The following is a 26,112-nucleotide window of genomic DNA, read 5'->3' as shown; positions in this document are numbered from 1 at the left end:
AATGGGGTCAGGGCCTTCGGGTGGCCGCCGAGTTGACGAATTTGCGCACCAGGCCGTCCATGGCGATCAGGTAACCGTCCACCCCGAAACCGACCACGATGCCGGCCGCCGCGGGCGACACCCAGGAGTGGTGGCGGAACGCCTCGCGGGCGTGCACGTTGGAGATGTGGCACTCGATCACCGGCAGCGGCTCCACACCCTTGATGGCGTCGTGCAGTGCAACGGAGGTGTGCGTCAGCGCGCCGGGGTTGATCACCACACCCAGGGCCTTGCCTTCCTTGTAGAGCTGGCCGTACTCGTGGATCTTGTCCAGCAGCGCGCCTTCCCAGTTGCTCTGCAGGCATTCCACTTCGTAGCCGATCTGGGTGCCGTGCGCCTTGCAGAACGCCTCCACGTCGGCCAGGGTGGTGTAGCCGTACTGCGCGGGTTCGCGCGTGCCGAGCAGGTTGAGGTTGGGGCCGTTGAGGATCAGGATCTTTTTCATGGCAGAAGGGTTCAAGGGTGGATCGACAGCTGGATTCGACCACAAGCGCCGCCGCCTGAGGCGCACGGCCCACGCAGGAGCCGTGCGCTTGCCTCAGGTCACTTGCGCAGCTTGGCCAGTTCGGCCTGCACGTCCTTGAGCGTGTCGGCGCCCACGGAGTCGGCGTACTTGGCGGTCACAGGCTCCATCCTGGCGCGCAGCTTGGCCATTTCCGCGGCCGGCAGTTCGGTCACCTGCATGCCGTTCTTCTTCAAATTTTCCAGGATGCCGGCGGCCTGGCTGCGCGATTGTTCGCGCTGGTATTTGGCGGATTCGGCGGTGGCGTCCTGGATGATCTTCTGCTCGGCGGGGGTGAGCTTTTCCCAGAACTTCTTGCTGATCACCACCGACTGCGGGTTGTACTGGTGGTTGCTCAGCACCAGGTGCTTCTGCACCTCGTACATCTTGGCCGAGTTGATCGTGGCGACCGGGTTTTCCTGGCCGTCGATCGCCTTCTGCTCCAGCGCGGCGTAGAGCTCGGGGAAGGGCAGGGGCGTGGGGTTGGCGCCCAGGGCCTTGACCCAGTCCACGTTGATAGGGTTCGGGATCACGCGCAGCTTCAGGCCTTCGAGGTCTTCCACCTTGTTGATTGGGCGTTTGCCGTTGGTGATGTTGCGGAAACCCAGCTCGTAATAGCCCAGGCCGACGATGCCCTTGTCGGCCAGCTTGGCGTGCAGCTTCTGGCCGAAGGGGCCGTCGACCACGGCGTCGGCTTCCTGGGGCGTGGCGAACATGAAGGGGAAGTCGTAGATGGCGAATTCCTTGGACAGGCTGGCGAAGATGCCCGAGTTCATGGACGCCATCTCCAGCGTGCCGCCCTGGAGCGCCGAGACGTTGGCCTGGTCGCTGCCCAGCGTGCCGCCGGGGAACACGCGGACCTTCATCTTGCCGCCGGACTTGGCTTCCACCAGCTCGGCAAATTTCTCCATGCCCATCACGACGGGGTGGCCCTTGCTGTTCTGGTTGGCGAACTTGATGGTCCGCTCCTGGGCCGAGGCGACGCCCACGGCGGCCAGGGCCACGGTGGCCAGAACGGTCTTGATGAATGCGCGTTTCATGGTGGTTGTCTCCAGATCGATCAAACGGGACGCCAGGAATCGGAACCGCTGCGAGGGCGTGCCCATCACACCGCAGCGGCGTTGAACAACGGGATCAGGCATAGAACCAGCGCAGCGGTGTCATGACGATCTCGGGGAAAAAGACCAACAGGAACAGCACGATGATCTGGGCGCACATGAAGGGCAGCACGCCCTTGGCCACCTGGTCGATCTTCATGCGGCCCACGCCGGCCACCACGTTGAGCACCGTGCCCACGGGCGGCGTGGTCAGGCCGATGGCGCCGTTCATCACGAACAGCACGCCGAAATACACCGGATCGATGCCCGCGGCCTTCACCACCGGCATCAGCACCGGGGCCAGGATCAGGATGGTGGGTGTGAGGTCCATCGCCATGCCGATCAGCAGGATCATGAGCATGATGATCACCAGCAGCAGGGTGGGGCGGTCCAGGAAGGGCTGCAGCAGTTCGATGAGCTGGTCGGGCAGCTGGGCCACGGTGATCAGCCAGGCGCTGACGGCGGCCGCGGCGACCAGGAACATGATGACTGCGGTGGTCTTGGCCGCACCGACGAACACCGCGTAGAGCTGCCTGAGCCTCAGTTCGCGGTAGATCATGGTCGAGACGAAGAGCGCGTAGACGGCGGCAACCACGGCGGCCTCGGTGGGCGTGAACACCCCCATCTTCAAACCCACCAGCACGATCACCGGCAGCACCAGCGCCCAGGTCGATTCGCGCAGCGCCTTGAACTGCTCGGCGCGTGAGGCCTTGGGCGGCGTTTTGGCGCCTTCGCGGCGCGCCACGATCCACCAGGTGATGGCAATGGCCGCGCCCATCATCACGCCCGGCACGATGCCGGCCAGGAACAGCTTGCCGATGGACACGTTGGCCGCCACGCCGAAGATCACGAAGGGGATCGAGGGCGGGATCACCGGCGCGATGATGCCGGCCGAAGCGATCAGGCCGCCCGAGCGGCCCTTGTCGTGGCCGGCCTTCACCATCATGGGCAGCAGCAGCGCTGCGAGCGCGGCGGTGTCGGCCACGGCCGAGCCCGAAAGCGAGGCCATCATGACTGCGGCCAGGATGGTCACGAAGCCCAGGCCGCCCTGCACATGGCCCACCAGCGAGAGCGCCAGGTTCACGATGCGCCGCGACAGCCCGCCCACGTTCATGATTTCACCGGCCAGCATGAAAAAGGGCACGGCCAGCAGGGGGAAGCTGTTGGCGCCTTCGAGCACGTTCTGCGCCAGGATCTGCGCGTCGAACAGGTCCAGGTGCCACATCAGGGCGGTGCCCGAGAGCAGCAGCGCGTAGGCGATGGGGATGCCCAGGGCGATGGCGCCGATCAGGGCACCGAGAAAGATGGCGATGGTCATGGCGTCTGCGTCGCTCAGTTCTGGTTCGGGTGGGCGGCGATGTCGGCCTCGGTGGGCTCCAGGCCCGAGGGCAGCTGCATCTGGGCCAGGGTGAGCTGGCCGGTGAGCACCTTCCACAGGTCCAGCGCCAGCATCACGGCGGTGGACACGGAAAACACCACGCCTGCGGCAAAGATCCAGGCCATGGACAGGCCGGTTACCGGGGCCTCGACGCTCCAGTTGATGCGCGTCTGCGCCACACTGCCCGAGAACATCAGCCAGGTGACGAACAGCATGAGCACGTAGCCGATCACCAGCGCCAGCTTCTGCAGCGGGGCCGGCAGGTGGTTGATGAGCAAGTCGGTGCCCATGTGGGCGCGTTCGTGCACCGCTACGGTGGCGCCGAGAAAGATCAACCAGATGAACAGCCAGCGCGACAGCTCTTCGGACTCGGTGATGCCGGAGTTGAAGCCGTAGCGCGCCACCACGTTGCCAAACACCATGACCACCATGAGTGCCAGCGCGGCCACCATCAGCCAGCCCAGCAGGCGGCAGTAGGTGTGGATGAGTTTCTGGATCAAGGGCGTGTCTCCTGCATGGCGTTTTCCAGTAATGTACGAACTGGTTAGTTTTCTGGCACGAGGGATTACCCGAGGTGACGCCGAAGGCGGCGCGGGGGGTTACTGCCTGACGAAACGCAGCACCATGTCGACGATGCTGGCGCGGCGCTGGGCCTTGACGTCGGGCGCGGTCAGGTCGCGCTTGAAGATCAAGCCGAAGGTGTGGCGGTTGGAGACGTTGAAGAACGTCAGGGCCGAGATGGAGGCATGGATGTCGATCGGGTCCAGGCCGGGCCGGAAAACCCCGCCGGCCACGCCGCGCTCGTAAAGCCGGTGGATGGCCGAGATGGCCGGCACGTTGAGTTGCTGGATGCTCTTGCTCTGCGCGAGGAACTGCCCGCGGTTCATGTTTTCCGAGATCACCAGGCGGATGTAGTCCTCGTGGCTGGCGTGGTGGTCGAAGGTGAACTCCACCAGCCGGCGCAAGGCCGCCTCGGGCTCCAGATCGTCCAGTTGCTGCTCACTCTCGATCTCGCGCATGCGCCTGTAGGCCTCTTCGAGCACAGCCAGATACAGGCCTTCCTTGCTCTCGAAGTAGTAGTAGATCATGCGCTTGCTGGTGTGCGTGGCGGCGGCGATCTCGTCGATGCGCGCGCCCGCCAGGCCCTTTTCAGCGAACTCCGCCATGGCCACTTCGAGGATGTTGGCCATGGTCCGCTCGGGGTCGTTGGTGCGCGTAGGCGCCTTGGCCGCGAGCGGCTTCGCACGAAGGCCTTGCCGGCTGAAATGTACTGGTTCGTTCATTTTGGGCAGTATAGGGTCGGCGACCCGAAAACATGGGGTAACCGCGGCGTATACGGGTTTGCCCTTACGATCCGCCCTTGTCTTCAGCCTGCCGTCCTGCCCGGACGGCCCCACGCCATGCCCTCAGCCACCGCTCACGCCTTTGCGTCGGCATTTTCGAAGCCCTCCGTCGAGGGCCCACCCGAGCGCTGGAGCGGGCGGATCGACCCGGACGGGATCAAGCGCCCCGGCGGCCTGCTGATCGCCGCGCTGCTGCAGTGCGCGGAGGAACGGGATCTGTCGCTGAGCGAACTGGCCGCCGCCATGGGGGTGAGCTACTGGAGCCTGAGCCAGCTGCGCATCGGTTTTCGGCCCATCGAATCGCTGGACGACGACATGGCGCAGGCCTGCGCCACGTTTCTGGACTTGCCGCCCCTGACCATCGAAATGCTGGCGGGGCTGGTTGACCCGGCCGAGGCCCTGGCGTCGATGCCGCTGACGGGCGAGGACATCTGGCATGCGCGCCAGTTGCTGGACACCGAGCCGGCCGAGCTGGTGCTGCTGCCCCCGGGCAACCGTCTGCGACCCCTGCAGGCGCTGAGCGTGGACGAGCTGGCCGCGCTGCACCAACGGCACGGCGGCAACGCGGCGGTGGGCGAGGCGCTGCGCATGGAACTGGGCTGCCGGGCGTTGTCGAAGACCGAGCGCCTGCGGGCCGTGCTGGGCGCCGTGGCCGACGCCAGCGCCACGCCGCAAGCCGCCGCACCGCAACCGCCCATCCTGCGTTGTGTGTGTTGCCAGAAGCGCCTGCGCATTCCCCTGTTGGACAGCCCAGGCGAAGTGAGCTGCCCGACCTGCCAGACCGAGTACGCGGTGCATTGGCAGGCCTCGGTGTGCCTGGTGCAACGCATCGAGGCGCCCGAGGCCGAGAGCGCCACCGGCGACGATGGCCATGACCGAGAAGCCGGGCCGGACGGTAGCGCCGAAGCCTCACCCTGGGCCGTGCTGGGCCTGGAAGAGAACAGCCCCTGGGACGCCGTGGAGCGCGCGCGGCGCACGCTGCTGCAGCAATACCACCCGGACCGCCTCGGCCATGTGCCGCCGCTGGTGCACAAGCTCGCCGAAAACGCGTTCAAGCGCGTGAGCGAGGCCTACGACACGCTGCGTTCCCGGCGGTAAACACGGGCTCAGGGCGCAGGCCCCTCCGGCACGCCACTGCGGCGCAGCGGGTTGAACCCCGTCACCAGCGCGGTCGCCAGCAGCACCAGCGCAGCACCGGCGAAGATGCCGGGCGAGACCGTTTCGCCCAGGAAGAGGTGGCCCCAGGTGACGCCGAACACCGGGATCATGAAAGCCGGGCTCATGGCCGCCACGGGCGACACGTGGCGGATGATGCGCAGGTGCACCCAGTACGCCAGGCCCGAGGTGATCACGCCCAGCACCAGCACCGCGCCCAGGGCCGTGGGCGTGAACCGCGCCTGCGGCAGCGTCCACAGCGCGCCGGGCAATACCAGCACCAGTGAAGCCAGGTGGATGCCCGCCGCGATCGCCAGGGGCTGCATGCGCGTGGTGGCGCGTTTCATGAGCGGTGTGGAAAAACCGTAGCAGGCCGCCGCCGTGATGCAGGCCAGCGCCGCGGCCAGGGTCGCCGCGTCGGGCTGCACCGGCCCGAGCCGCACGATCAGGGCCACGCCCGCGAAACCGCACAGGCAGCCCAGCAGCTTGCGCGCGGTGAGGGTGTCTTCCTTGAACCAGGCCGAGGCCAGCGTGCCGAACAGCACGGCGGTGGTGTTGAGCAGGGCGCTGTAGCCGGCGGGCAGGCGCAGCGCGGCCCAGGCGTAGAGCAGGAAGGGCAGCGCCACCGAGAGCACGCCGAGCACCAGCAGCTCGCGCGCGTGTTGCCAGGGCCAATGGTGGTTGCGCCACCGCATGATGAGCGCCAGCGTGAGCGTTGCCAGCCCCACGCGCCCGCCCGCAAGCACCAGCGGCCCGAGCAGCGGGCTGGCGATGCGCAGGAACAGGAAGGAAGCGCCCCAGAGCGCGGACAGGCCGATGAGTTGGGCGAAGTGGCGGGTTTGCACCGGGGCTATTGTGCGGGGCTTCGCGCGGCCGGGGTGTCCGCTGCGGCGCAGAGGTGACAGGCGCCGCGCATGCCCGGCGCCCGTCACCGCGGGCCGTCAGATCTGCACCCGCGTGCCCAGCTCCACCACCGCGTTGCCCGGCAGGCGGAAGAACTCCACCACGCCACCGGCGTTCTGGCTCATGGTGGCGAACAGGTGTTCGCGCCAGCCGGCCATGCCCGCGCCGGGCGTGGGTACCACCGTTTCCCGGCTCAGGAAATAGGTGGTTTCAAACAGCGGGATCGGCAGGCCCTGGGCCTGGGCCAGCTCCAGCGCCTTGGGCACGTCGGGCGTGTTCATGAAACCGAAGTTCACCGTGATGCGCCAGAAACCGTGGCCCAGCGGCGCGATGTCCAGCCGCCGCTCCATCGGCACCCAGGGCACGTCGTGGAACACCACCGTCAGAATCACGTTGCGCTCGTGCAGCACCTGGTTGTGCTTCAGGTTGTGCAGCAAGGCCTGCGGCACGGTGCTCGGGTCGGCCACGGCGTAGATCGCGGTGCGCTCCGCGCGGTTCATGCTGCGCGGGTCCAGCGCTTCGATGAAGGGCAGCAGCTCCAGGCCGTCGCTGCGCAGGCTCTGCATGAGCAAGGCCCGCCCGCGCAGCCAGGTGCTCATCACCACGAAGATCAGCAGGCCCAGCGCCAGCGGGAACCAGCCGCCGTCCAGGAACTTGATGGCGCAGCCCGCCACCAGCAGCGCGTCCACCGCCAGAAAGAAAGCGGTGGCGCCGATGGCCAGCGGCGCGGGCAGGCGCCAGCCGTCGCGCACCACGAAAAAGGTGAGCACGGTGGTGATCATCATGGTCAGCGTCACGGCGATGCCGTAGGCGCTGGCCAGCGCCGACGAGCTGCCGAAAAACAGCACCACCGCCACCACGCCGGCCAGCAGCGCCCAGTTGACGGCGGGCATGTAGATCTGACCGATCTCGCGCGCCGAGGTGTAGCGCACCGTCATGCGCGGCAGGAAACCCAGCAGGATGGCCTGCTTGGTCATGGAATAGGCGCCCGAGATCACGGCCTGCGAAGCGATGATGGCCGCCAGCGTGGCCAGCACCAGCGCGGGCAGCACCCAGGCGTCGGGGAACATGCGGTAGAACGGGTTCTGGATGGCCGTGGGGTCGCTCATCAGCAGCGCGCCCTGGCCCAGGTAGTTCAGCATCAGGCCGGGGAAGACCACGAAGGTCCAGGCCAGCTGGATCGGCCGCCGGCCGAAGTGCCCCATGTCGGCGTACAGCGCTTCGGCGCCGGTGATGGCCAGCACGATGGCGCCCACGGCGGCGAACAGGTGCCAGCCGCGGCTGGCCAGGAACTCGTAGGCGTGCACCGGGTTGAGCGCGGTCAATATGGTCGGCTGCTGCGCGATCTGCAGCAAGCCGGTGAAGCCCAGCACCACGAACCACAGCACGATGATGGGGCCGAAGAACCGGCCCACGAAGGCCGTGCCCCGGCGCTGGATCAGGAACAGGCCCACCAGAATCGCCAGCGTGAAGGGCACCACATAGGACTTGAGCGCGGGCGTGACCAGTTCCAGCCCTTCCATGGCGCCCAGCACCGAAATGGCCGGGGTGATCACGCTGTCGCCATAAAACAGCGTGGCGCCAAACATGCCCAGCAGCAGCAGGCCGCCGCGCAGGGCGGGGCGGCTCTGCACGGCCTTGGCCGCCAGCGCGGTGAGCGCTAGGCCACCACCTTCGCCGTGGTTGTCGGCGCGCAGGATCAGGATCACGTACTTGAGCGTGACCACCAGCATCAGCGCCCAGAAGATCACCGAGACCGCGCCCACCAGGTGCACCGCGTCCAGCGGCACGCCGGTGTGTGGCGCAAAGATTTCCTTGATGGTGTAGAGCGGGCTGGTGCCGATGTCGCCGTACACCACGCCGATGGCGCCCAGGGTGAGCGCGGCCAGGCCGTGTTTGCGTGTGGCGGCGGAGCCGCTGGGGCCGCTGGTTTCGGCGGGTTCGTCAAGCCGCTGCGGGCTGGCCTCGGCGGTGGGGGCTGTGGATGTCGTCATGAAGGCGTCCGTGGTTCAGAAGCCTTGACGATGGCGCAGCGCGCATCAGGATCGCATAAGTGCGGCGTTCCCCGGGCTCAGTCGCCCGCCTGCGCGTCTGCCATGCGGTAGCCCACGCCGGGCTCGGTCAGCAGGTGTCTGGGCTCGGCGCTGTCGTCTTCGAGCTTGGCGCGCAGCTGCCCCATGTACAGGCGCAGGTAGTGCGTCTGCTCGGTGTGTTCGGCGCCCCACACATCGGCCAGCAGCTGCCGGTGCGTGACCACCTGGCCGGCCTGGCGCACCAAGCGCGCCAGCAGCTTGAATTCGGTGGGCGTGAGGTGCACCTCTTGCCCGTCGCGGCGCACGCGCCGGCTCGCCAGGTCAATGTCGAGCCCGCCCTGGCGGTAGCTCAGCACCGCCGGCTGGCTGTGGCGCCCGCGGTGGCGCAGGGCCACGCGCATGCGCGCCAGCAGCTCGCCGATGCCGAAGGGCTTCACCAGGTAGTCGTCGGCGCCGCCGTCGAGCAGGCGGATTTTCTGGCCCTCGGCCTCGCGCGCCGAGATCACAATCACCGGCGCCGTGGACTGGCGCCGCAGCTCGTTCAGGAAGGGCTCGCCGTCGCCGTCGGGCAGGCCCAGGTCCAGCAGGACCAAGTCGGGCGCGGTGCCGCGCTCGGCGTGCTGGAGCAGGGCGCGCGCGTCGGCCAGGCTGGCGGCGGCCTGCACCGCGTAGCCCTCCACCGAAAGCGCTTCGCGCAGGATGGTGCGCAGCTCGCGGTCGTCTTCCACCAGCAGGATGCGCTCACTCATGGCGGGCTGTCTCCGTCGCTGGGCGGTGGGTCTTGCAGCTCGCGCAGGGGCAGCAGGCAGTCGAAGCGGCAGCCGCCGTGCTGGCGCGGGCTCAGCCGCAGTTCACCGCCGTGCGCCCGGGCAATGGCGCGGCAGACCGCCAGGCCCACGCCCGAGCCCTGGCGGCTCGCCTCCACCGAGGCGGCGCGGCTGGCCTCGTCGCCACGCTGAAACACCTCGAACACCCGCTCGCGCCAGGCCGGCGCAATGCCCGGCCCACGGTCGCACACGCTCAGGCAGGCCTGGCCCTCGCGGCGCTGCACCTGCAGTTCCACCACCGAGCCTGGCGGGCTGTACTTGAGCGCGTTGTCCAGCAGGTTGTCCAGCAGCTGCGACACCAGCAGCGCGTCGCACCACAGCAGCGGCAGCTCGGGTTCTATCCAGGCCTTCACGCGCGCGCCATCGGGGCGGCGGCGCGCGCGGCGCAGCACCGCGCCCACGATCTCTTCGGCCGACTCCCAGTCGCAACGCAGCTGCACCGAAGGCATGTCCAGCCGCGCCAGCTGCAGCGTGTTGTCGGTCAGGCGGCTCAGGCGCTCGGCCTCTTCCACGATGCCGCTGGCCAGGCGGCGGCGTTGCTCCAAGTCGAGCCGGTCGGCCTGGTCGTGCAGGGCCGAGGCCGCCCCCATGATGGTGGCCAGAGGGGTGCGGTAGTCGTGCGAAATGGCGGCCAGCAGCGCGTTGCGCGTGGCCTGCAGCTGGGCCTGCTCGCGGGCGCGCTGCTCTTGTTGGCCCATCAGCGAGCGGTGCAGGGCGCCCCCCATCTGGTCGCACAGCGCCTGCAGGTGGGGCCGCAGCTCGGGGCCGGCGCCGCGCGTATCCATGCCTTCGAGCACGGCCGCGCCCAGCGTCACCCCGCGCCCGCGCAGCGGCAGGTACCAATCGCTCAGTTCGTCGTAGCGGCCGGTGCCCGCGCCCATGGGCCGGCCGTCGCGGATGCACAGGGCCAGGCCGGCGCGCTGGTCGTCCGTCACCGCGCCCACCTGCAGGGTGGCCTGGTCTTCGGGCTGGGCGCCCAGGCCGCGCAACACCGCCACCGCCACCGGCACCCGCGCGGCCTCTTGCAGCGCCGCGTGCAGCGCGCTGGCGTGGGCGGCCGGGTCCACCGCGTCGCGCAGCGTGTCGCCCCAGGTGCGCAAACGGGCCTCGCGCTCGGCCAGCTGGCTGGCGGTTTCGGCCAGGCGCCGCTGGCGCACCACCAGGCCCGAGATGATCCAGTTGACCGCCAGCATCGCCAGCAAGAGCAGGGCGTGTTGGTGCAGGTCCACCGTGAAGGTGTAGCGCGGCGGCACGAAGCTCCAGTTGAAGCCGACCACCGCCAGCGCGCTGGCCGCCGCGCTGGCCCAGCCGGGCCACCACAGCGAGGCGATGGCCGAGGTGAGCATCAGCACCATGGCCAGGTTGGCCAGGTCCAGATGCCTGTCCAGCACCAGCATGAACGCCCAGCCGGCCAGCCAGGTCAGCCAGGGCCACACAGCCGGCCGGCGCAGCGCAGGCCGGCGGCCGCCTTCAAGGGGTTGGGTGGGGTTCTGCATGGAGGGCAAGCCTAGCGGCGGGGCCATCAGGAAAGCATAAGGCAGCGGGGTTGCCTGATTGAAAACAGCCGCTTGAGCCGCGCACTGCCGCACAATTTGCTTCACCCAGAAAACAGGACTTCGCGATGAACCCAGCAAACTTTGGCAAGGCGATCCCGGTGCTCGCGTCTCTCGATATGGCGCGCACCTTGGATTTCTACAAGACCGTGCTGGGGTTTCAGACGCGCCAATTCGAGGAATTCAACTATGGCATCGCGGTGCGCGGCGATACAGAGCTGCACTTCTGGGCCTGCGACGACAAGCACATCGCAGAGAACACCTCGTGCTACATCCGCGTAGACGACATCGCGGCCGTGCATCGGGAACTGAGCCCAAAGCTGCCCTCGCTAAAGGATGTGGTTCGCACAGCTTGGGGGATGGACGAGATCTATGTTCTCGATCCGGACGGCAACCTGATCAAGTTCGGACAGGAGTCGTCTGTGCGGTAGTTCTCAATGCGGCCGAGGGGCGTTGGACTTCAAATTGGATCTCTTGCAAGAACGTTGGTCGCTGGCCGACACTTGTTGGTCGCGACGGTCCCATGCCGGCCCTGAGCGGGCATCCGAGTTCAGACCTCAAACGGGTCATGCCGAACGCGGCAGATCAGGCATCGGAGCTTCAGAAAACGTCGGGAAGGCATGTTCCTTCTGGGCTTCCCCCGGTTTCCCGGACGGTTTGCTTAGCCCACTAAGCCTTGCTCAAAGTCGATTGGGCTGAGGAAGTCTAGCTTTGAGTGTTTGCGCACCGGGTTGTAGAAGCGCTCGATGTAATCGAACACGTCAGACCTGGCTTCTTCCCTTGTCCGGTAGACCTTGCGGCTGAGCCGTTCGGTCTTCATGGATGAGAAGAAGCTCTCCATCGCGGCGTTGTCCCAGCATTCACCACGACGGCTCATGCTGCAGGTGATGCCCTGTGCCTTGAGCAGTTTCTGGAAGTCGTCGCTGGTGTACTGACTGCCCTGGTCCGAGTGATGCATCAGCGAGCTGGGTTTACCGCGTCGCCAAAGAGCCATCAACAAAGCGTCGCTCACCATCTTGGCCTGCATGGTGTCGCTCATCGACCAACCCACGATTCGGCGTGAGTACAGGTCCATCACCGCTGCCGCATACAGCCAGCCCTCAGCCGTCCAGATGTAGGTGAAGTCGGCCACCCACTTCTGGTTCGGACCACTGGCCTCAAAGTCGCGCTGCAGATGGTTGGGCGCGATGTGGTTCTCAAGCCTGCTGCCCGTATCGCCAGGTAGCCTGCGTCGCTTGTGGCGGGCTTGTAGCTTGGCCTGGTGCATCAGCCGGATGACCCGGTTCATCCCGCAGCTCTCCCCCAGCGCTCGCAGGTCGTGCCAGACACGTGGACTACCGTAGGTGCGGTCGCTGAGCTCGAAGCTCTCTCGGATGAGGCGGGTGAGCCTGGCGTCGTCCTGGCTGCGCTGACTCGGCGCTCTGCCCATCCATTCATAGAAGCCACTGTGGGAGACCGCCAGAACCCGGCACATGGTGCGGGTGGGCCAGACACTACGATGCCGCGCGATGAAGCCGTACTTCACTGCGGGTCCTTGGCAAAGTAGCCGAGCGCTTTTTTTAGGATGTCGCGCTCCGTGGTCACGCGGCGCAGTTCGCGTTGCAACCGCTCCACCTCCGTGGCTGCCTCACTTCGAAGTGGCCGATTCGGTCGGAGGTCCAACACCCCACCGCGCTCTTGGGTGACCCACCGCCTGAGCACGCTGGTCTGGATACCCAGGTCCCGCGCAATGTGCGTGACGGTGGTGCCTGGCTGCTTGCACAGCTTCACTGCCTCACGTTTGAATTCGTCCGTGAAGCTCCTTCGGGTTCTTGTCATGCCTATCTCCTGAACACATCATGTCATTGGACGTGTCCGGGAAACCGGGGGAAGCCCATTCTGAAGGCTATAGTGGCAGAACAGGATGCGCTCCAAAACCAGGTTCAAAGGCCGGTTGAGAAACTGAGGGCTGCCGGGTTTTAGATCTTATTTATACCTGTATAAAAATCAGGTCAACATGCGCAAGTCGTTGATCTGCAACCGCTTTCGGAGGAAATACATGACCAGAATATCCCGCGTCGTACAGCTTATCCTGCAGGTTCTGCTGGATACATTACGTTAAGCGCTTTCCACATATGCGTGCCGCCCAGCTTCTCGAGACCTTCTGGTTCTCCTTCCCGCAAGATCCTCAGCTTCCATTTGGCATTGGTGTAACGGCCTACTCGGAAGGAGACGCCCGGGCACTGCTGGAAGAGCGCGGTGTCTCCGCCTGGTTCGCCGAAGCGAAGGAAATAGTGATTCGGCAAGGTGTTCGAGTTCAAGATCTCGATCAAAGCAACGTCGTGCCCAACATCGGCCCTATGCAACTTCGTGGCGTTTGGTACCCGTGCATGAATGTCGGCTTTGGTGCACCAAGAACGTAGACAGAGAAGAAGCCCATATGGTCAGCTCTAGAGTCTGTGCAAAACCTTCAGAGTCTCTTTGCTGCCAGCAAGCGCCTAACCCCTCCGTCAAGGGGACGTTGGGCCACACAAGATGATCGCTGCCCCTCGAAACCTGATTGAGGTAATTTCATGCAGCCAACCGTAGCTGTTTTCGGAATTCTTAGATTTCCACCGGAACGAATGTCAGAGGTTCGTCTCCACCTAAAAACCTTGGTCGAGACGACCTGCCGAAACGATGGATGCATTGCCTACGATGTAGCTGAAGATCCATTTGATCCCGGGCTAATTCGCTTCTCCGAACTGTGGCCAGATCACGAAAGCCTTGCTCTGCACCTTCAGGCACCGCATATTGAGCCTTGGCGAGTCGCTGCTCGCAGTTGTGGTTTGCTTGATCGAAAGTTCACTGCGTATGACATTACCGGATCGCGTAGTGTTTAGCACCACGTGCGGCCCAACCCATCATTCCACCGGTCCTGCGCGAAAAGCCGCGCAGTTCGGTGAATTCAAACGTTATGGCGCTTAAATCCCTGCCTCGCATCCGCGTCGATTTCAATGAGTTGGTCGATTCGGACTTGGTGCTGCTCGCGAAGACTAATCTCGTCATTTGTGAAGACGGAAGAAAACTCACACTTCAGGCTGGGCTATCAGTAATCGCTTATGAGTACAACGAGTACGCCGATGGGACAGCCGAATACCTGTACGTTCAGGGCTGCGCGGAGAGGAACGATCCGACGCTCAACGGCGAATGGACGCGAAATGCCCAATGGTGTTGTCGGTTTAGTGGTGGCGTTCAGTCGTCGGGATCAAGAATATGAATGGCCCAATTTGGCATCACTTCGCCACGCGCCATAACCTATCATTGGAGTGGACCGCCTTCGGTGCCCGCTCATTTTCACGTTAGATTCGCGAGGCACACATGAGCAACGACAATTCAGTCTCAGAGTCTGCGAAGGCAGTGCAGGAAGTTGCGAAGGCGACGGGCAAAGCAATAGACGCGGGGCAGAAGTTTGGTGGATTTATTTCACGCTTCGTTGCCGGCCCGCTTGAACAAGGTATGGGAATATTTGAGGATAAGCTCAAATACATGCGTTGGGAACGCCAGCTTCGGCTCATGCAGCGAGCCGACCAGATGCTCAAAGAAATCGGGCTTACCCAACCCACCCGGCACATCCCTCTAAAGCTCGCGATTCCTCTCCTTGAAGCGGCATCTCTTGAAGATGATGACTTTCTTCAAGACTTATGGGCAAAGCTATTGGTCAATGCAGCAAGCAGTGCTAGTTCAGCCACGTTGCAGCGCTCATATATATCCGTCTTAGAGCAACTCACCCCATTGGAGGCTGCAATCCTGCAAAAGATCTATGCACTTCCGTATGACCAGACTAGGCATGATGGAGTTAAAGTCGGAAAACTGCCAGACGAGGTATCCGTTGGAAAAGACGATGGGAAGCAAGACGAACTGCCGGAGGCGCCTGAAGACATCCGGCTTGCTCTTGCAAATCTCGCGCGGCTAGGTTGCGTTGTGATTCAGAAGTCTTGGGGTGGTGGCGAATTGTTCAGGAAGGTCAATCCGACTCTCCTAGGAAAGTCATTTGTTGAGGCGTGCACGCTGCAACCGAGCGCACGAATTTAACCCTTCAATCGAGAGGACGTGCCCCGGCAAGCCGGGTCACGCCTTTCGTCTCAAACGTTAAGTATCTCCATATGCAAGAAGTTAAGCAGGAAGGTCGTTGGCTCGCCGAATCGCCGTACGAAGGCAAGATACTCTTCCTTGCCGCACTAGCTCACGAACTCACCGTTGTCGCCCGCAACACCTATCGACCGCAGACTGAAGAACTGGACAGATCAAACCAATTGCGAAGCGTTAATGAGATCCAGCATCGAATCCTGGCTTGCTTGGTTCAGTCGCTTGGGGGCGTCTGTGAACGAAGCTTCCAAGAATCGATCGCTAGCGATGTTCTGCAACAGTCTGACCCGGAACTAGGCGACCTCATGGAGTTCGCATGGCGTCATAGGAAGGATTGTTTGGGATCATGAAACTTAGCCCTTTGCTGCATCGGACGGCTTCGCCGCCCGCTGAGCGCCAACGTTAACCCACATGCTGACACTGGCCGAAGTTCTAGATGACGCCGCTGCGCTGGCCGAATTCAGCGGAGTTCAAGTAATGGGCGTCACGAGTCGCGGAGCCGCTGGGCAGACGCCGTTGCATTGGATGGCTGCGCTGGGCGATGTCTCTGGAATCGACGTGCTTCTTGCCGCTGGAGCGGATATAGACGCTGCGGATTTCCAAGGCACCACGCCGCTTCACGAGGCAGTCTCCTCGCGGCAACATGTAGCGGTCCGGACCTTGTTGCAGCGCGGAGCCCGAGTCGACATTCAAAACTCTGCCGGCAGAACCCCCTGTGACTTGGCAGAGGCGGAAGGGTACGCTCCGGTACTGAAGGCCTTCAACGATGCAGGTTAACTTGTCCATCGACACGGACCCACAACCGCAGGAGGCGGCTTCTCCGCGAGTGTTGGTTGTCCGGTCATTTTTACTTTAGCTGCCATGGATCGAGTACTCGTTCTACGAAAATTTGCCGAGAATTTTGTTCGAGATGAGTTTCGTGAACGTTTTATTCACGAGGCCATGAAAAAACCACGCAAGCTGCATGCTCGCGTATGTCATGAAATATTTCACATATTTGATGACAAATACAAAGATGGCACACCGAAAATTGGTGTCAATGAACAATGTCTGTATTTGGGCTGGTCTAGCGAAATCTCAGAACTCACATGGCAAGAGGCATGCGAAAAAATGGCGGGCGGTGGCGGTGGGTATCTTGTTATCAGCGCCGCTGGCACTGCGTTCTATGCTCAAACCGAAGGTTATCCGGCACTTAATTATGCAGGGCACTGCTAACGAGTAAGGATAGATTGCACACGAAATGTCATTGCCATTTCTCGTTTTTTGTAAATTGCCAGCGCCACTTCTGTATGAACTCAAGGATGGCCGCTTTCAGCTCATGGAATCGGGCACGTTGCCGCCCTTCCTTGCGGGTTACGGATATCTTCTGGTTGAACATGCTCTTGCAACATACCTGCAGAGCCTGGACATCGAGCGAGCAACCTTTGAGCCTGCAGTTTTGTTCAACCCCGCCACAAAGGAGGAGCACAACACATATACCCGTATTCGTGTTCACCAGTTCTTTCGGTCGGGTGAGCTCTCTGATCTGTCGCTCGAAGGGTTGCGCTTGCTGACTCTGAATAATCAGTACTATTTTGTGAGCCCCGAGCTCAAGGCCGCGCTCGAAGACGGTCCATTCCAATATCTCAGTTTCAGTGAAGGTTTGAGTGCATTCGCGGGTAGTGCAACGTAGCCCGGCGCTCAATCGGACCCGCATCGCCGCCCGCTCAACTCAACTCCAACTCCCCCGCCGCGTTGAAGGTGTAGAGAAAGTAGAACCACTTCTTGGTGTCCGAGCCGCTTTCGATGCGGAACGCGGTCATCAGCCGTTCGCCGTCGGTCTTGAGGTAGATCGCGCCGTACACCTCCACGTTGCTGCTGCCCAGCTGGCGTATGTCTTGTTTGATGCGCTCCAGTTGCGCCGGGGTGATGCCCGCGTTCAGGGCGTCCACTCGGGCCAGCAGGGCGTCCACGGTCTGGCGGTTTTCCTGTGCGCGGGTGGAGCGCTGCAGCTCGGTGGACAGGATCACCGGCGCCACGCCGCGGCCGGCGGCGCCCAGGCGGCCCAGCAGGTCGGGCCGGGGGTGCACGTGGCCTTCGGCGTCGCCCGATGAAATGACGAAGGCCGCGGGGTGCACCGCCTGCAGGAAGGCGTCGGTCACCTGGCTTGAGCCGTGGTGGCACGACTTCATCACTTCGGCGCTCAGGGCGGTGCGCGCGATGTCGATCATCTGGCGGTAGGCGGCGCTGCCTTCGCGGGGCCAGGTGTCCAGGCCGGCGTAGTGCGTGAGTAGAAACTTCTCGGCCGGCAGGTTGAGGTCGCCGCCGAAGAGCACGCTGAACCGGCCGTGCTGGAGCCGGAGCAGCACCGAGTGGCCGTTCTTGGTTTCGCCGTACGAGTTGAAGCGGCGCAGCCGCGGCGCCTGCTGCGCATCGGGCTCCACCACAGGGCCCAGCACCTGGATGGTGTAGCCCCGCTGGTCCGAGGGGCCGAAGCCAGGCATCCACGCCAGGCCCTGCTCTTGCTGGGCGTGGGTGGTGGAGAGCATGCGGATGTCGCCGATCTTGGGGTTGTCCAGCGCGGCTTTCATGACGCGCGGGAACAGGTAGCGCGTGTCGTCGGTGACGCCGCCAAACGCGGCCTCGATGGCCGGGCGGTCCACCGCCAGGTCGTGGATGTAGGAGCGGCCGGTGGCGCTGTCGACCACGGGCTGGCCGATCTTGTCCCAGGTGCCGGGCACGGGACGCTCCACCAGGCCGTTGTGGTAGACGGTCTTGAAGCCGACCTTCAGGTTCTGGAACAGCTGCAGGAAGCCCTGGTAGTGGTCCTGGTCGGGGTGGGTGAGCACGGCGGCGTGGAAGTTGAAGCCGGCGTAGGTCTGGAAGCGTGCTTTGAGAAAGGCGTTCATGTTGCCGGCCTCGCCCGCGTCGATCACCATGATGCGTTCGTGCGCGCCGCGCTCGGGCGAGACCACGACGGCGCCGTCGCCCTGGCCGACGTCGACAAAGATGATCTCCAGCGGGCGCTGGGTCACCACGTCTTGCTCGGGGATGTAGAGCGTGCGGCGGGCGGTGGGCGAGCGTGGCGCCCAATCCACCTCCAGCCAGCCGTCGCCCAGCTCCTGGCGGATGTTGAGGTAGTCGCCCCAGAGGACTTGCCGGGCCTTGGTCTTGCGGTTGCTCTCGTACAGGTACGAGGGTTTGCCGTCTGCGCGCAGCGCCACGAATCGATGGGCCATGGTCCGTCCCTCCTTGTGCTGAGCGGAGCGTAGGCGCAAGTGGTGCCGGCGTCCAGTGGGGTGGGGCGCACCGGCCGGTGCCTCCAGTGAGCCTGGCCATGGGCTTTCATGGCCTTTGTTAGGATGCGAAGTTGCCTTTTTGCCCCTCACCCCAGCCCCATGTCGAACCCCTTACACACCGACAACTACCGCCCTGATGTCGACGGCCTGCGCGCCGTTGCCGTCTCTGCGGTGGTGATCCACCATGCCTTCCCCCAGTTTTTTCCGGGCGGCTTCATCGGGGTGGACATCTTCTTCGTGATTTCGGGCTACCTGATCAGTTCGATCATCCTGGACAACCTGGCGCGCAACCGCTTCAGCTTCGCGGACTTCTACGCCCGCCGGGTGAAGCGGATTTTTCCGGCGCTGTTTCTGGTGCTGGCGTTCACGCTGGTCTACGGGTGGTTCGTGCTCTCGCCCCTGGAATACAAGGCGGTGGGCAAACACGCGCTCGCGGGCAGCTTCTTCGTGTCCAACTTCGCGTTCTGGCAGGAGGCGGGTTATTTCGACGCGTCGGCGGTTGAAAAGCCGCTGCTGCACCTGTGGTCGCTGGCGATCGAGGAGCAGTTCTACATCTTCTGGCCCGTGACGCTGTTGGCGCTGCACCGCTTCGGGCAACCCCGGAAGATATGGATTCTGGCCCTGCTGCTGCTCTCGCTGGCGGTGAACCTGTGGCTGGTGCGGCAGGACCTGACGTCGGCGTTCTACAACCCGCTGGGCCGCTTCTGGGAAATGATGATTGGCGCCTACCTGGCCGCCAGCCGCCCGGCCCCTGGGGCGGCGCAGAGCTCCAATACCCGGGCGCAGTGGTTGTCGACCGCGGGCATCCTGTTGCTGGCCCTGGTCATGTTCAAGCTGCACCCGGAGCGGCGCTTCCCGGGGGGCTGGGCTTTCGCCGGCACCCTGGCCACCTGCCTGCTGATCGCCGCCGGCCCGCGCGGCTGGTTCAACCGCTACGTGCTGTCGAGCAAGCCCATGGTCTGGATCGGGCTGATCAGCTACCCCTTGTACCTGTGGCACTGGCCGCTGCTGGCCTATCCGCACATTGAGCTGGGCGAGGCACCGCCCGCGCTGCAGCGGGCCGGCTCGGTGCTGCTGGCCGTGCTGGCGGCCTGGCTGACCTACCGGCTGGTGGAGCGCCCGATCCGCTTCGGGCACTGGCGCCAGTGGCGCTTCACCACGGTCGCCCTGAGTGCCGGCGTGGCGCTGTCCGGCCTGACTGGTTTCACCATCTACAAGCAGGAAGGGCAGCCCGAGCGCCTGCAGATGCTGGCCGCCAACCGAGCCACCAGCGACGGCACGCCCGAGCAGACCCAGGCGCTGCTGGCCACGCTGTCTTCCAAGGGGGGGAAGCCCGCCGTCATCGAAGGCTGGCGCGACGGCGACTGCATGCTGGACTACAAGCTGCCGGCCAGCCACTACAAGCCGTTCTGCGTTGAAAAGAAGCGCCCGCTGGTCTTCCTCTGGGGCGACTCGCACGCGGGTTCGCTGTACCCGGGGTTCAAGGCGCTGCAGGACAGCGGCCAGTACAGCTTCGGCCTCGGTGAGCGCACGGCCGCCATCTGCCCGCCCATCCTGGGCATCGAGCCGCGCCCGCTGTGCAAGAGCCTGAACGACGACACCATCCGCGTCATTCGCGAAACCAAACCCGACATCGTCGTGCTCTACGCTTGGTGGCACGAGGGCAAGGTCAAGGGCCGGTACAAAGACACCTCGGGCCTGGAGCCCACCGTGGCCGAACTGAAGAAAGCCGGCGTCAAACGCATCGTGATGCTCGGCGCCGTGCCGTACTGGCGCGAAGAGCTGCCCAAGCTGCTGCTGAAGGAATGGAAGACCAAGCAGCGCCTGCCGCTGCGCCTGGGCGACGAGTTCCTGGACCCGCACGTGAAGGCCGCGACCGCCGAGATGCGCCAACGCGCCGCCGCCATGGGCATCGAGTTCATTTCGGGCATGGACTACTTCTGCAACCGGGACGGCTGCCTGTCGCGCCTGGAACCCGGCTCCGCCGAGCCCCTGAGCTACGACTACGGGCACCTGTCCTTGCCCGCGTCGAAGTACTACGTGCAGCAGATCGCGCCGCTGATCCTGGGGAAACGCTGAGATCGGTGTCGGCCTTCCGCACGCGCGACGACTGGGTGATCGTGGCCATTTGCTCTGGTTTGAGAAACGAACTTTACGAAATTGACGAAGAGATCGAACTTAACTAAACTGGCGGAACTCCTTTCCCTATTCCTGTGGCAAGGCCAACAGGCGCAATGCGCAAGAACAGCGGGCATCCGTGAACGCACATGAACATCTTGACCGTCCCCTTCTCGGTTGCCCTTGACACCCCCACACGCCGCTCGGTTGCAACCGACCCCTACGCCAGCGTAGCGCAGACCGATGCGCTGCTGCGTTCGGGCGCGGTCTACCGGCGTGAGCGCATCCAGGCGGCCGACATGATCACCACCGACGAAGCCGCCGATCTGGCGGGCGCCACGCGCGTGACCATCAACGCCTGGATCAAGGCCGGCCGCTGCATCGGTGTCTCGCACCTGCGGCGCGGCTTCAAGCTGCCGCGCTGGCAGTTTGAACCCTTTGTGTTCCCTCACCTTCAGCCGCTGTCACAGGCGCTGGGCACCACCGATGGCTGGCCACTGCTGGCCTTCCTGGAAAGCCCGCACCCTGCGCTGGATGGCCAGACGCCCCGCGTGGCGTTGGAGCAAGGGGTGGACGCGCAGCGCGTGCTGGGCCTGGCAACAGCAGAGGGACATTGATGCCCCCTGCCCATGAACCTCAAAGAACTCAAACCCCCGCTGATTGAGCTGCCCGCCGGGCAGGTATTTTTTCGAGTGCAGTTGCTGCGCGCACGGCCCGGCACTGTCAAAACCAACGGGCTGCTGTTGCCGCCGGCCGGGGTGTTGTCGGGGCGCTTCTGCCTGCCGGATCAGGTCACCGCCTATCTGGCCGACAGTGCCGACACCGCGCTGTTCGAGTCGCAGTTCCGCCGCGACACGGCCAGCCGCAGCCTGGGCGATTTGCGCAAGCGCGCATTGCTGCGGTTCACCACCACCCAGCCGCTGCGGCTGGTGGATCTGCGCCCTCTGGCGGAGCCGTATCCGCTGCTGCAGAGCCTGCGCATCGCGCAGACCCAGGCGTTGGCCCGAGACTGCTTCAAGGCGGGCCAGCAAGGCCTGGTCTACGCATCCGCACAGCACCCGCAACACGTCTGCGTCTGCCTGTTTCCGAATGGCATCACGGCGCTCAAGCGCCAGCAGCAATGGCCGCTGGTCAAGCCCGGCACACGCCAGCTGCTCCATGCGGTGGTGGACGCGGCGCGTCGGTCAGGGGTGCCGCTGCTGGACATAGACGCATCTGAGTGACATCAGACCGCAGCGGCCTGCGCGCGCGGTCTCGCCAGCAGGCGCATCCCGATGGGCACCACCAGCATCAGCGCCGCCGCCACCCACAGACCGATGGCGATGGGGCTGCCCACGAGGATGGCCGCGTCGCCGTTGCTGATGGACAGCGCGCGGCGCAGGTTCTGTTCCATCATGTCGCCGAGCACGAAGCCCAGGATCAGCGGTGCCATCGGTATGCCCTGCTTGCGCAGCAGGTAGGCGGCAAAACCCAGCCCGGTCATGAGAACAAGGTCAAACGTCGTGGCGTGCACCGCGTACACGCCCACGCTGCTGACGGCCACGATGCCGGGCACCAGCAGCCAGTTGGGCACGCTCAGGACTTTGGTGAACACGCCCACCAGCGGGATGTTGAGCACCAGCAGGATCACGTTGGCCAGGAACAGCGAGGCGATCAGGCCCCACACCAGATCGGGCTGCTGGGTGAACAGCGCCGGGCCGGGTGTGATGTTGTAGAGCGAGAGCGCGCCGACCATGACCGCCGTGGTGCCCGAGCCGGGCACGCCCAGCGTGAGCATGGGCACGAAGGAGCCGGTGGCGGCCGAATTGTTGGCCGCTTCAGGCGCGGCCACGCCGCGGATGTCGCCCTTGCCGAAGGTGCCTTCGGTGTCGGTCAGGCTTTTTTCCATCGAATACGTCATGGCGCTGGCGATGGTGGCGCCCGCGCCCGGCAGCACGCCCACGCCAAAGCCCACCACGCTGGAGCGCAGGGTGCCCCACCAGGTGGCCTTGAGTTCCTTCCAGTTGAAGAGCATGCGCCCGGTCTGCGTCACCAGTCCGGCGTTGCTGTGGTGTTCCTGCAGCATCAGCAGCAGCTCGCTGATGGAGAACACGCCGATGACGACCACCACGAACTGGATGCCGTCGGAGAGGTGGATGTCGCCGCCCGTGAAGCGGTAGACGCCCGAGTTCGAGTCCAGGCCCACGCAGGACATCGAGAGGCCGATGAGGGCGGCCAGCCCGGCCTTGACGGGCGCGTCGCCCATGAGCCCGGCGATGCAGGCGAAGGCGAAACACATGAGCGCGAAGTACTCGGCCGGCCCGAAGGACAGCGCCCAGCTCGCCAGCAGCGGCGCCATCAGCACGATGCCGATGGTGGCCACCAGTGAGCCCACGAAAGAGCTCCAGGCCGAGATGGACAGGGCCACACCGCCCAGGCCCTGGCGCGCCATGGGGTAGCCATCGAGCGCGGTCATGATGGCGCCCGCGTCGCCGGGCACGTTGAGCAGGATGGACGAGATGCGCCCGCCGTATTCGCAGCCGATGTAGACGGCGGCCAGCAGGATCAGCGAGGTCTCGGGCGGCAGCTTCATGGCAAAGGCCAGCGGCATCAGGATGGCCACGCCGTTGATCGGGCCCAGGCCAGGCAGCAGGCCGACGATGGTGCCGATGAGGCAGCCAAAGGCGGCGATCAGCAGATTGGTGGGGCTCAGCGCCACGCCGAAACCCGCCACCAGATGTTGAAGGATGTCCATGTCAGCTCCCTCCGAGCAGTGAAGCCAGCGGGCCGGCGGGCAGCACCACGTCGAGCAGCTTGTCGAACAGCAGGAACAGCACTCCGCCCAGCGCGGCGCCACCGGCCAGCGACTGTTTCCAGCTGCCGCCAAACGCCATGCCCACCGGCAGCGCCATCAGCGCCGTGGCGAGCACAAAGCCCAGCCACTGGAACAGCAGCGCGTAGACCAGCACGGCACCCGCGCACAGGGCGGTGGCCTTCCAGGGAACACCACGGAAGGCCTCGGCCCCGGCCGCAGGCCGCAGCACCAGCCACAGGCCACTGAGGCCCAGGCCGCACGCCAGCAGCAACGGGAAGGCGCGCGGGCCGACGGGTTCGTAGGAGATGGCGGCGGCATAGTCCTGCGCGGCCCAGGCCATGGCGGCGGACGCGACAACACACACCGCACCGAGCAGGCGGTCACTCATGAGGGGACTCCGGTGAGGGGAAGGGGGGGCGCCACCGCTGAGGTGGCGGCGTTCAGCAAGGCCGTGGCCTTGCGGGGATCACTTGGCGGGCACGACGTTCAGGCCGAACTCTTCGGCCAGCTTGCGGTAGCCGGCCACCTGCTTCTTGACGTAGGCGTCCAGCGGTGCGCCGGTCAGGGCCATGGGGAACAGGCCGCGCTCGCTGCGCAGCTTGTCGTAGGCGGGCGTGGCCATCAGCTGGGTGAAGGTGTCGGCCCAGACCTTGTAGTCGGCGTCGCTCACCTTGGGGCCGACGTAGAAGCCGCGCACGATGGGCCATTCGACGTCGTAGCCCTGTTCGGCGGCGGTGGGGATGTTCGCCATGTCGCCGGTCAGGCGCTTGTCGTTCATCACCGCCAGGATGCGGATCTTGGCGCCTGCTTTTTGCTGCTGCTGGGCTTCGGCCGCGTCGCCGGTGAACACGTGGATGTGGCCGCCTTGCAGCGCGGTGAGCGCTTCGCCACCGCCTTCAAAGGCCACGTAGCGCATGGTCTTGGGGTTCACGCCGCCAGCGCGCGCGGTCAGCGCGGCCTTCATCCAGTCCTGGCTGCCCACGGTGCCACCCGCGCCCAGCACCACCTTGGTCGGGTCAGCCTTCATCGCGGCCATCACGTCCTTGAGGGACTTGTAGGGCGAGTTCTCGGCCACCACCACCGCCCCGTAGTCGGTGCCGATGGCGGCGAGCCAGCGCACGTCGTTTTCGTTGTAGCGGCCGAACTTGCCCTGGGCCAGGTTGAGCAGCGAGCCGCCCGAGAACGCGACGATGGCGTTGGCCGCGTCGGGCTTCTGCGCGATCACGGTGTTGTAGGCCACGGCGCCGATGCCGCCAGGCATGTAGGTCACGCGCATCGGGTCGGCGATGAACTTGCCCTCCTGCAGCGCGCTCTGCACCAGCTTGCAGGTGAGGTCGAAACCGCCACCGGGCTTGGCGGGGGCGATGCACTCGGTTTTTTCCAGGGCGCCCGCAGCGAAGGCGGTGAGGGCGCTGGCCGAGACGGCCGCGGCGATGAACTTGGAAGCGATGCTCATGAAAGTGTCTCCTCGAAGGGGTGGAATCCTCGCAACGGAGGTGCTGCGATGAGGGCACTGTAGAAAAGACGCACTTTCAGAGCGCTTTCAGGCCAGGGGCGAATTTTTCAGGGTTTACCCGCATGAAGCGACGGGTCGCCGGTGCCGGCCAGTTCCATCGTGACGGCCAGCCCGCGCCCCTCGGGCCCGGCGCTCACCCGCATCTCGCCGCCATGGCGCTCGGCCACGGTGCGCGCAATCGCCAGCCCCAGGCCGGAACCGGGCAACTGACCGTGGCGGCCTCGGAAGAAGCGCTCGCCGGCGCGTGCCAATTCCTCAGGCGGCAGGCCAGGCCCGTCATCGACAACGCTGAAGCGCACCAGGCGTCCTTCGGCGGCCACGGCGAGCGTCACGTGGCAACCCGCGCCGCCGTGGCGGATGGCGTTGTGCAGCAGGTTGGACAAGGCTTCCTTCAGCAGGCCGGGCTCGCCGCGAAAGGGCAGCGTGGCCATGGGCGCGTGCAGGCCCAGGTCCACCCCCTGCTCGCGTGCCAGCGGCCACCAGCGACGCACCAGGTCTTCGGCCAGCACCACGGCGTCCAGCGCCTCGGGCTCGGGCGCGGCACTGTCGGCCTTGGCCAGCGAGAGCATCTGGTTGGTCTGGCGGATGGTCTCGTCCAGTTGCTGGCGGATGTTGTCCATCACCTCGCGCAGCGCGGCGGGGTCGGCCTCGCGCTGGGCAAAGGCCACCTGGGTGGCCAGCGTGGTCAGTGGCGTGCGCAGTTGGTGCGAGGCGTCGTCCACGAACTGGCGGCGCGCTTCGGCTTGCTCGTGGTTGCGCTGAATGTGGTGGTTGATGGCGCCCACCAGCGGCAGCAGCTCGGCGGGCACGCCGTCGCTGCCCATCGGGGTCAGGTCCTGCGGGGCGCGGGCCTCCACGTCCTGGCGCAGGCGGGCCAGCGGTCGCATGGCCCAGGCGATGGCCAGGCCGAACAGGGTGCTGGCCACGGCGACCAGCAGGAAGTCGCGCGCCACCGACTGCAGCACCAGGCTGCGCTGAAAACCGGTGCGGGCCTCCAGCGTTTCGGCCACCTGGATCACCACCCGCTGCGGTCCCGCCTGGCCGGCCAGCGGCGTGGCCAGTTCACGCGCGTAGCTGCCCACGCGCACCGGCTCGCCAAAGTACACACCCTCGTGAAACTGCGGCTTGCCCGAGAGCAGGGGCTTTGGCGGCGGCGGCAGGTCGGAGCTGCCGATCTCGACCAGCCCGTCTTCGGTGGCCACGCGGTAATACACCTGCCCGTTGGCGGTGAGTTCGAAGAATTCGAGCATGCGGTAGGGCAGCTCCACGCCCAGGCCGCCGCTGGCGGTGGAGATGCTGGAGTCGATGGACTTGACCGCGCCCAGCAACGAGCGGTCGTAGGCGGCGTCGGCCGCTTCGCTGGCGGTGCGCCAGGCCAGCCAGAGTTCGGCCGAAAACACCAGCAGCAGGCCAGGCACCAGCACCGCCAGCAGCATGCGGCGGATGCTGCCGCCCAGCCAGCGTGGCAT

At 65.2% G+C, this 26,112-nt stretch carries 26 protein-coding genes; 11 read left to right on the top strand and 15 right to left on the bottom strand.

Annotated features, from left to right (window positions below):
• Positions 1–7: 7 nt before the first annotated feature.
• From aroQ to HTA01S_RS02685, 5 genes are all read right to left on the bottom strand, one after another.
• Complete coding sequence (aroQ, locus tag HTA01S_RS02705; protein ID WP_068167000.1) at positions 8–484, bottom strand: type II 3-dehydroquinate dehydratase; 477 nt, start codon at positions 482–484, stop codon at positions 8–10.
• A 98-nt stretch (positions 485–582) separates the two neighbouring features.
• Positions 583–1,581, bottom strand: coding sequence for a TRAP transporter substrate-binding protein (locus HTA01S_RS02700; protein ID WP_068167134.1), 999 nt, complete (start codon positions 1,579–1,581; stop codon positions 583–585).
• A 94-nt stretch (positions 1,582–1,675) separates the two neighbouring features.
• A complete protein-coding gene (locus tag HTA01S_RS02695) occupies positions 1,676–2,956 on the bottom strand; it encodes a TRAP transporter large permease subunit (RefSeq protein WP_068166999.1) in 1,281 nt (426 codons plus the stop codon).
• A 14-nt stretch (positions 2,957–2,970) separates the two neighbouring features.
• On the bottom strand, positions 2,971–3,516 hold the full coding sequence (locus HTA01S_RS02690) for a TRAP transporter small permease (protein ID WP_245637972.1): 546 nt from the start codon (positions 3,514–3,516) through the stop codon (positions 2,971–2,973).
• A 99-nt stretch (positions 3,517–3,615) separates the two neighbouring features.
• Positions 3,616–4,299, bottom strand: coding sequence for a TetR/AcrR family transcriptional regulator (locus tag HTA01S_RS02685; RefSeq protein WP_068166998.1), 684 nt, complete (start codon positions 4,297–4,299; stop codon positions 3,616–3,618).
• A gap of 117 nt (positions 4,300–4,416) precedes the next feature.
• Here HTA01S_RS02685 and HTA01S_RS02680 point away from each other — a divergent pair, with 117 nt between their 5' ends.
• On the top strand, positions 4,417–5,457 hold the full coding sequence (locus HTA01S_RS02680) for a DnaJ domain-containing protein (protein ID WP_068166997.1): 1,041 nt from the start codon (positions 4,417–4,419) through the stop codon (positions 5,455–5,457).
• A gap of 8 nt (positions 5,458–5,465) precedes the next feature.
• Here the strand turns inward: HTA01S_RS02680 and HTA01S_RS02675 are convergent, their stop codons facing one another.
• From HTA01S_RS02675 to HTA01S_RS02660, 4 genes are all read right to left on the bottom strand, one after another.
• On the bottom strand, positions 5,466–6,359 hold the full coding sequence (locus HTA01S_RS02675) for a DMT family transporter (protein ID WP_068166996.1): 894 nt from the start codon (positions 6,357–6,359) through the stop codon (positions 5,466–5,468).
• 96 nt (positions 6,360–6,455) lie between these two features.
• Positions 6,456–8,411: a potassium transporter Kup gene (locus tag HTA01S_RS02670; protein WP_084235786.1), complete on the bottom strand. Its 1,956-nt coding sequence runs from the start codon at positions 8,409–8,411 to the stop codon at positions 6,456–6,458.
• A gap of 77 nt (positions 8,412–8,488) precedes the next feature.
• Complete coding sequence (locus HTA01S_RS02665; protein WP_068166995.1) at positions 8,489–9,199, bottom strand: response regulator; 711 nt, start codon at positions 9,197–9,199, stop codon at positions 8,489–8,491.
• The gene (locus HTA01S_RS02660) at positions 9,196–10,773 is read right to left on the bottom strand and encodes a sensor histidine kinase (protein WP_084235813.1); all 1,578 of its coding nucleotides are present in this window, start codon (positions 10,771–10,773) and stop codon (positions 9,196–9,198) included. The genes HTA01S_RS02665 and HTA01S_RS02660 overlap by 4 nt, the downstream gene beginning before the upstream one ends.
• A gap of 125 nt (positions 10,774–10,898) precedes the next feature.
• Between HTA01S_RS02660 and HTA01S_RS02655 the strand changes: the two genes are divergently transcribed.
• Entirely contained in the window at positions 10,899–11,261 is a 363-nt protein-coding gene (locus HTA01S_RS02655; RefSeq protein WP_068166994.1) for a bleomycin resistance protein, read from the top strand.
• 230 nt (positions 11,262–11,491) lie between these two features.
• On the opposite strand, the gene HTA01S_RS02650 is transcribed toward HTA01S_RS02655, so the two are convergent.
• Positions 11,492–12,648 (bottom strand): IS3 family transposase gene (locus tag HTA01S_RS02650; protein ID WP_157571938.1). Its coding sequence is split into 2 segments (ribosomal slippage): positions 11,492–12,381 and positions 12,381–12,648, totalling 1,158 coding nucleotides; the frame shifts between segments, so codons are not numbered across the junction.
• A 296-nt stretch (positions 12,649–12,944) separates the two neighbouring features.
• Here HTA01S_RS02650 and HTA01S_RS25070 point away from each other — a divergent pair.
• The 6 genes from HTA01S_RS25070 to HTA01S_RS02635 all read left to right on the top strand — a co-directional run bounded on the left by HTA01S_RS25070 (position 12,945) and on the right by HTA01S_RS02635 (position 16,609).
• Entirely contained in the window at positions 12,945–13,232 is a 288-nt protein-coding gene (locus HTA01S_RS25070) for a hypothetical protein (RefSeq protein WP_157571937.1), read from the top strand.
• 150 nt (positions 13,233–13,382) lie between these two features.
• The gene (locus HTA01S_RS26240; RefSeq protein ID WP_084235785.1) at positions 13,383–13,691 is read left to right on the top strand and encodes a putative quinol monooxygenase; all 309 of its coding nucleotides are present in this window, start codon (positions 13,383–13,385) and stop codon (positions 13,689–13,691) included.
• 478 nt (positions 13,692–14,169) lie between these two features.
• The gene (locus HTA01S_RS24505) at positions 14,170–14,883 is read left to right on the top strand and encodes an Abi-alpha family protein (RefSeq protein ID WP_084235784.1); all 714 of its coding nucleotides are present in this window, start codon (positions 14,170–14,172) and stop codon (positions 14,881–14,883) included.
• 465 nt (positions 14,884–15,348) lie between these two features.
• Positions 15,349–15,714 carry an ankyrin repeat domain-containing protein gene (locus HTA01S_RS26235; RefSeq protein ID WP_084235783.1) on the top strand — a complete coding sequence of 122 codons (366 nt, stop codon included), beginning with the start codon at positions 15,349–15,351 and terminating at the stop codon, positions 15,712–15,714.
• Positions 15,715–15,798: 84 nt separating this feature from the next.
• Positions 15,799–16,152, top strand: a complete 354-nt coding sequence (locus tag HTA01S_RS25060) for a hypothetical protein (RefSeq protein WP_157571935.1) — start codon at positions 15,799–15,801, stop codon at positions 16,150–16,152.
• Between the two features lie 25 nt (positions 16,153–16,177).
• Complete coding sequence (locus HTA01S_RS02635; RefSeq protein WP_157571934.1) at positions 16,178–16,609, top strand: hypothetical protein; 432 nt, start codon at positions 16,178–16,180, stop codon at positions 16,607–16,609.
• Between the two features lie 34 nt (positions 16,610–16,643).
• Here the strand turns inward: HTA01S_RS02635 and HTA01S_RS02630 are convergent, their stop codons facing one another.
• The gene (locus HTA01S_RS02630) at positions 16,644–18,155 is read right to left on the bottom strand and encodes a ComEC/Rec2 family competence protein (RefSeq protein ID WP_068166989.1); all 1,512 of its coding nucleotides are present in this window, start codon (positions 18,153–18,155) and stop codon (positions 16,644–16,646) included.
• Positions 18,156–18,314: 159 nt separating this feature from the next.
• Here HTA01S_RS02630 and HTA01S_RS02625 point away from each other — a divergent pair, with 159 nt between their 5' ends.
• The 3 genes from HTA01S_RS02625 to HTA01S_RS02615 all read left to right on the top strand — a co-directional run bounded on the left by HTA01S_RS02625 (position 18,315) and on the right by HTA01S_RS02615 (position 21,556).
• On the top strand, positions 18,315–20,294 hold the full coding sequence (locus HTA01S_RS02625) for an acyltransferase family protein (protein ID WP_068166988.1): 1,980 nt from the start codon (positions 18,315–18,317) through the stop codon (positions 20,292–20,294).
• A 188-nt stretch (positions 20,295–20,482) separates the two neighbouring features.
• Positions 20,483–20,950 (top strand): hypothetical protein, encoded by a 468-nt coding sequence (locus tag HTA01S_RS02620; RefSeq protein WP_068166987.1) that lies wholly within the window; start codon positions 20,483–20,485, stop codon positions 20,948–20,950.
• Positions 20,951–20,962: 12 nt separating this feature from the next.
• On the top strand, positions 20,963–21,556 hold the full coding sequence (locus HTA01S_RS02615; RefSeq protein WP_068166986.1) for an RES family NAD+ phosphorylase: 594 nt from the start codon (positions 20,963–20,965) through the stop codon (positions 21,554–21,556).
• Between the two features lie 2 nt (positions 21,557–21,558).
• Here HTA01S_RS02615 and HTA01S_RS02610 read toward each other — a convergent pair whose 3' ends face one another.
• From HTA01S_RS02610 to HTA01S_RS02595, 4 genes are all read right to left on the bottom strand, one after another.
• On the bottom strand, positions 21,559–23,067 hold the full coding sequence (locus HTA01S_RS02610; RefSeq protein ID WP_068166985.1) for a tripartite tricarboxylate transporter permease: 1,509 nt from the start codon (positions 23,065–23,067) through the stop codon (positions 21,559–21,561).
• Between the two features lies 1 nt (position 23,068).
• Positions 23,069–23,515, bottom strand: coding sequence for a tripartite tricarboxylate transporter TctB family protein (locus HTA01S_RS02605; RefSeq protein ID WP_068166984.1), 447 nt, complete (start codon positions 23,513–23,515; stop codon positions 23,069–23,071).
• A 78-nt stretch (positions 23,516–23,593) separates the two neighbouring features.
• Positions 23,594–24,583, bottom strand: a complete 990-nt coding sequence (locus tag HTA01S_RS02600) for a Bug family tripartite tricarboxylate transporter substrate binding protein (RefSeq protein WP_068166983.1) — start codon at positions 24,581–24,583, stop codon at positions 23,594–23,596.
• Between the two features lie 107 nt (positions 24,584–24,690).
• Positions 24,691–26,112 carry a sensor histidine kinase gene (locus HTA01S_RS02595; RefSeq protein WP_245637983.1) on the bottom strand — a complete coding sequence of 474 codons (1,422 nt, stop codon included), beginning with the start codon at positions 26,110–26,112 and terminating at the stop codon, positions 24,691–24,693.

The organism is Hydrogenophaga taeniospiralis CCUG 15921 (assembly GCF_001592305.1).
In the GTDB taxonomy this organism is placed as follows: domain Bacteria; phylum Pseudomonadota; class Gammaproteobacteria; order Burkholderiales; family Burkholderiaceae_C; genus Hydrogenophaga; species Hydrogenophaga taeniospiralis.
The sequence above is the reverse complement of the archived record's forward strand: the minus strand, read 5'-3'. Positions and strand labels throughout refer to the sequence as shown.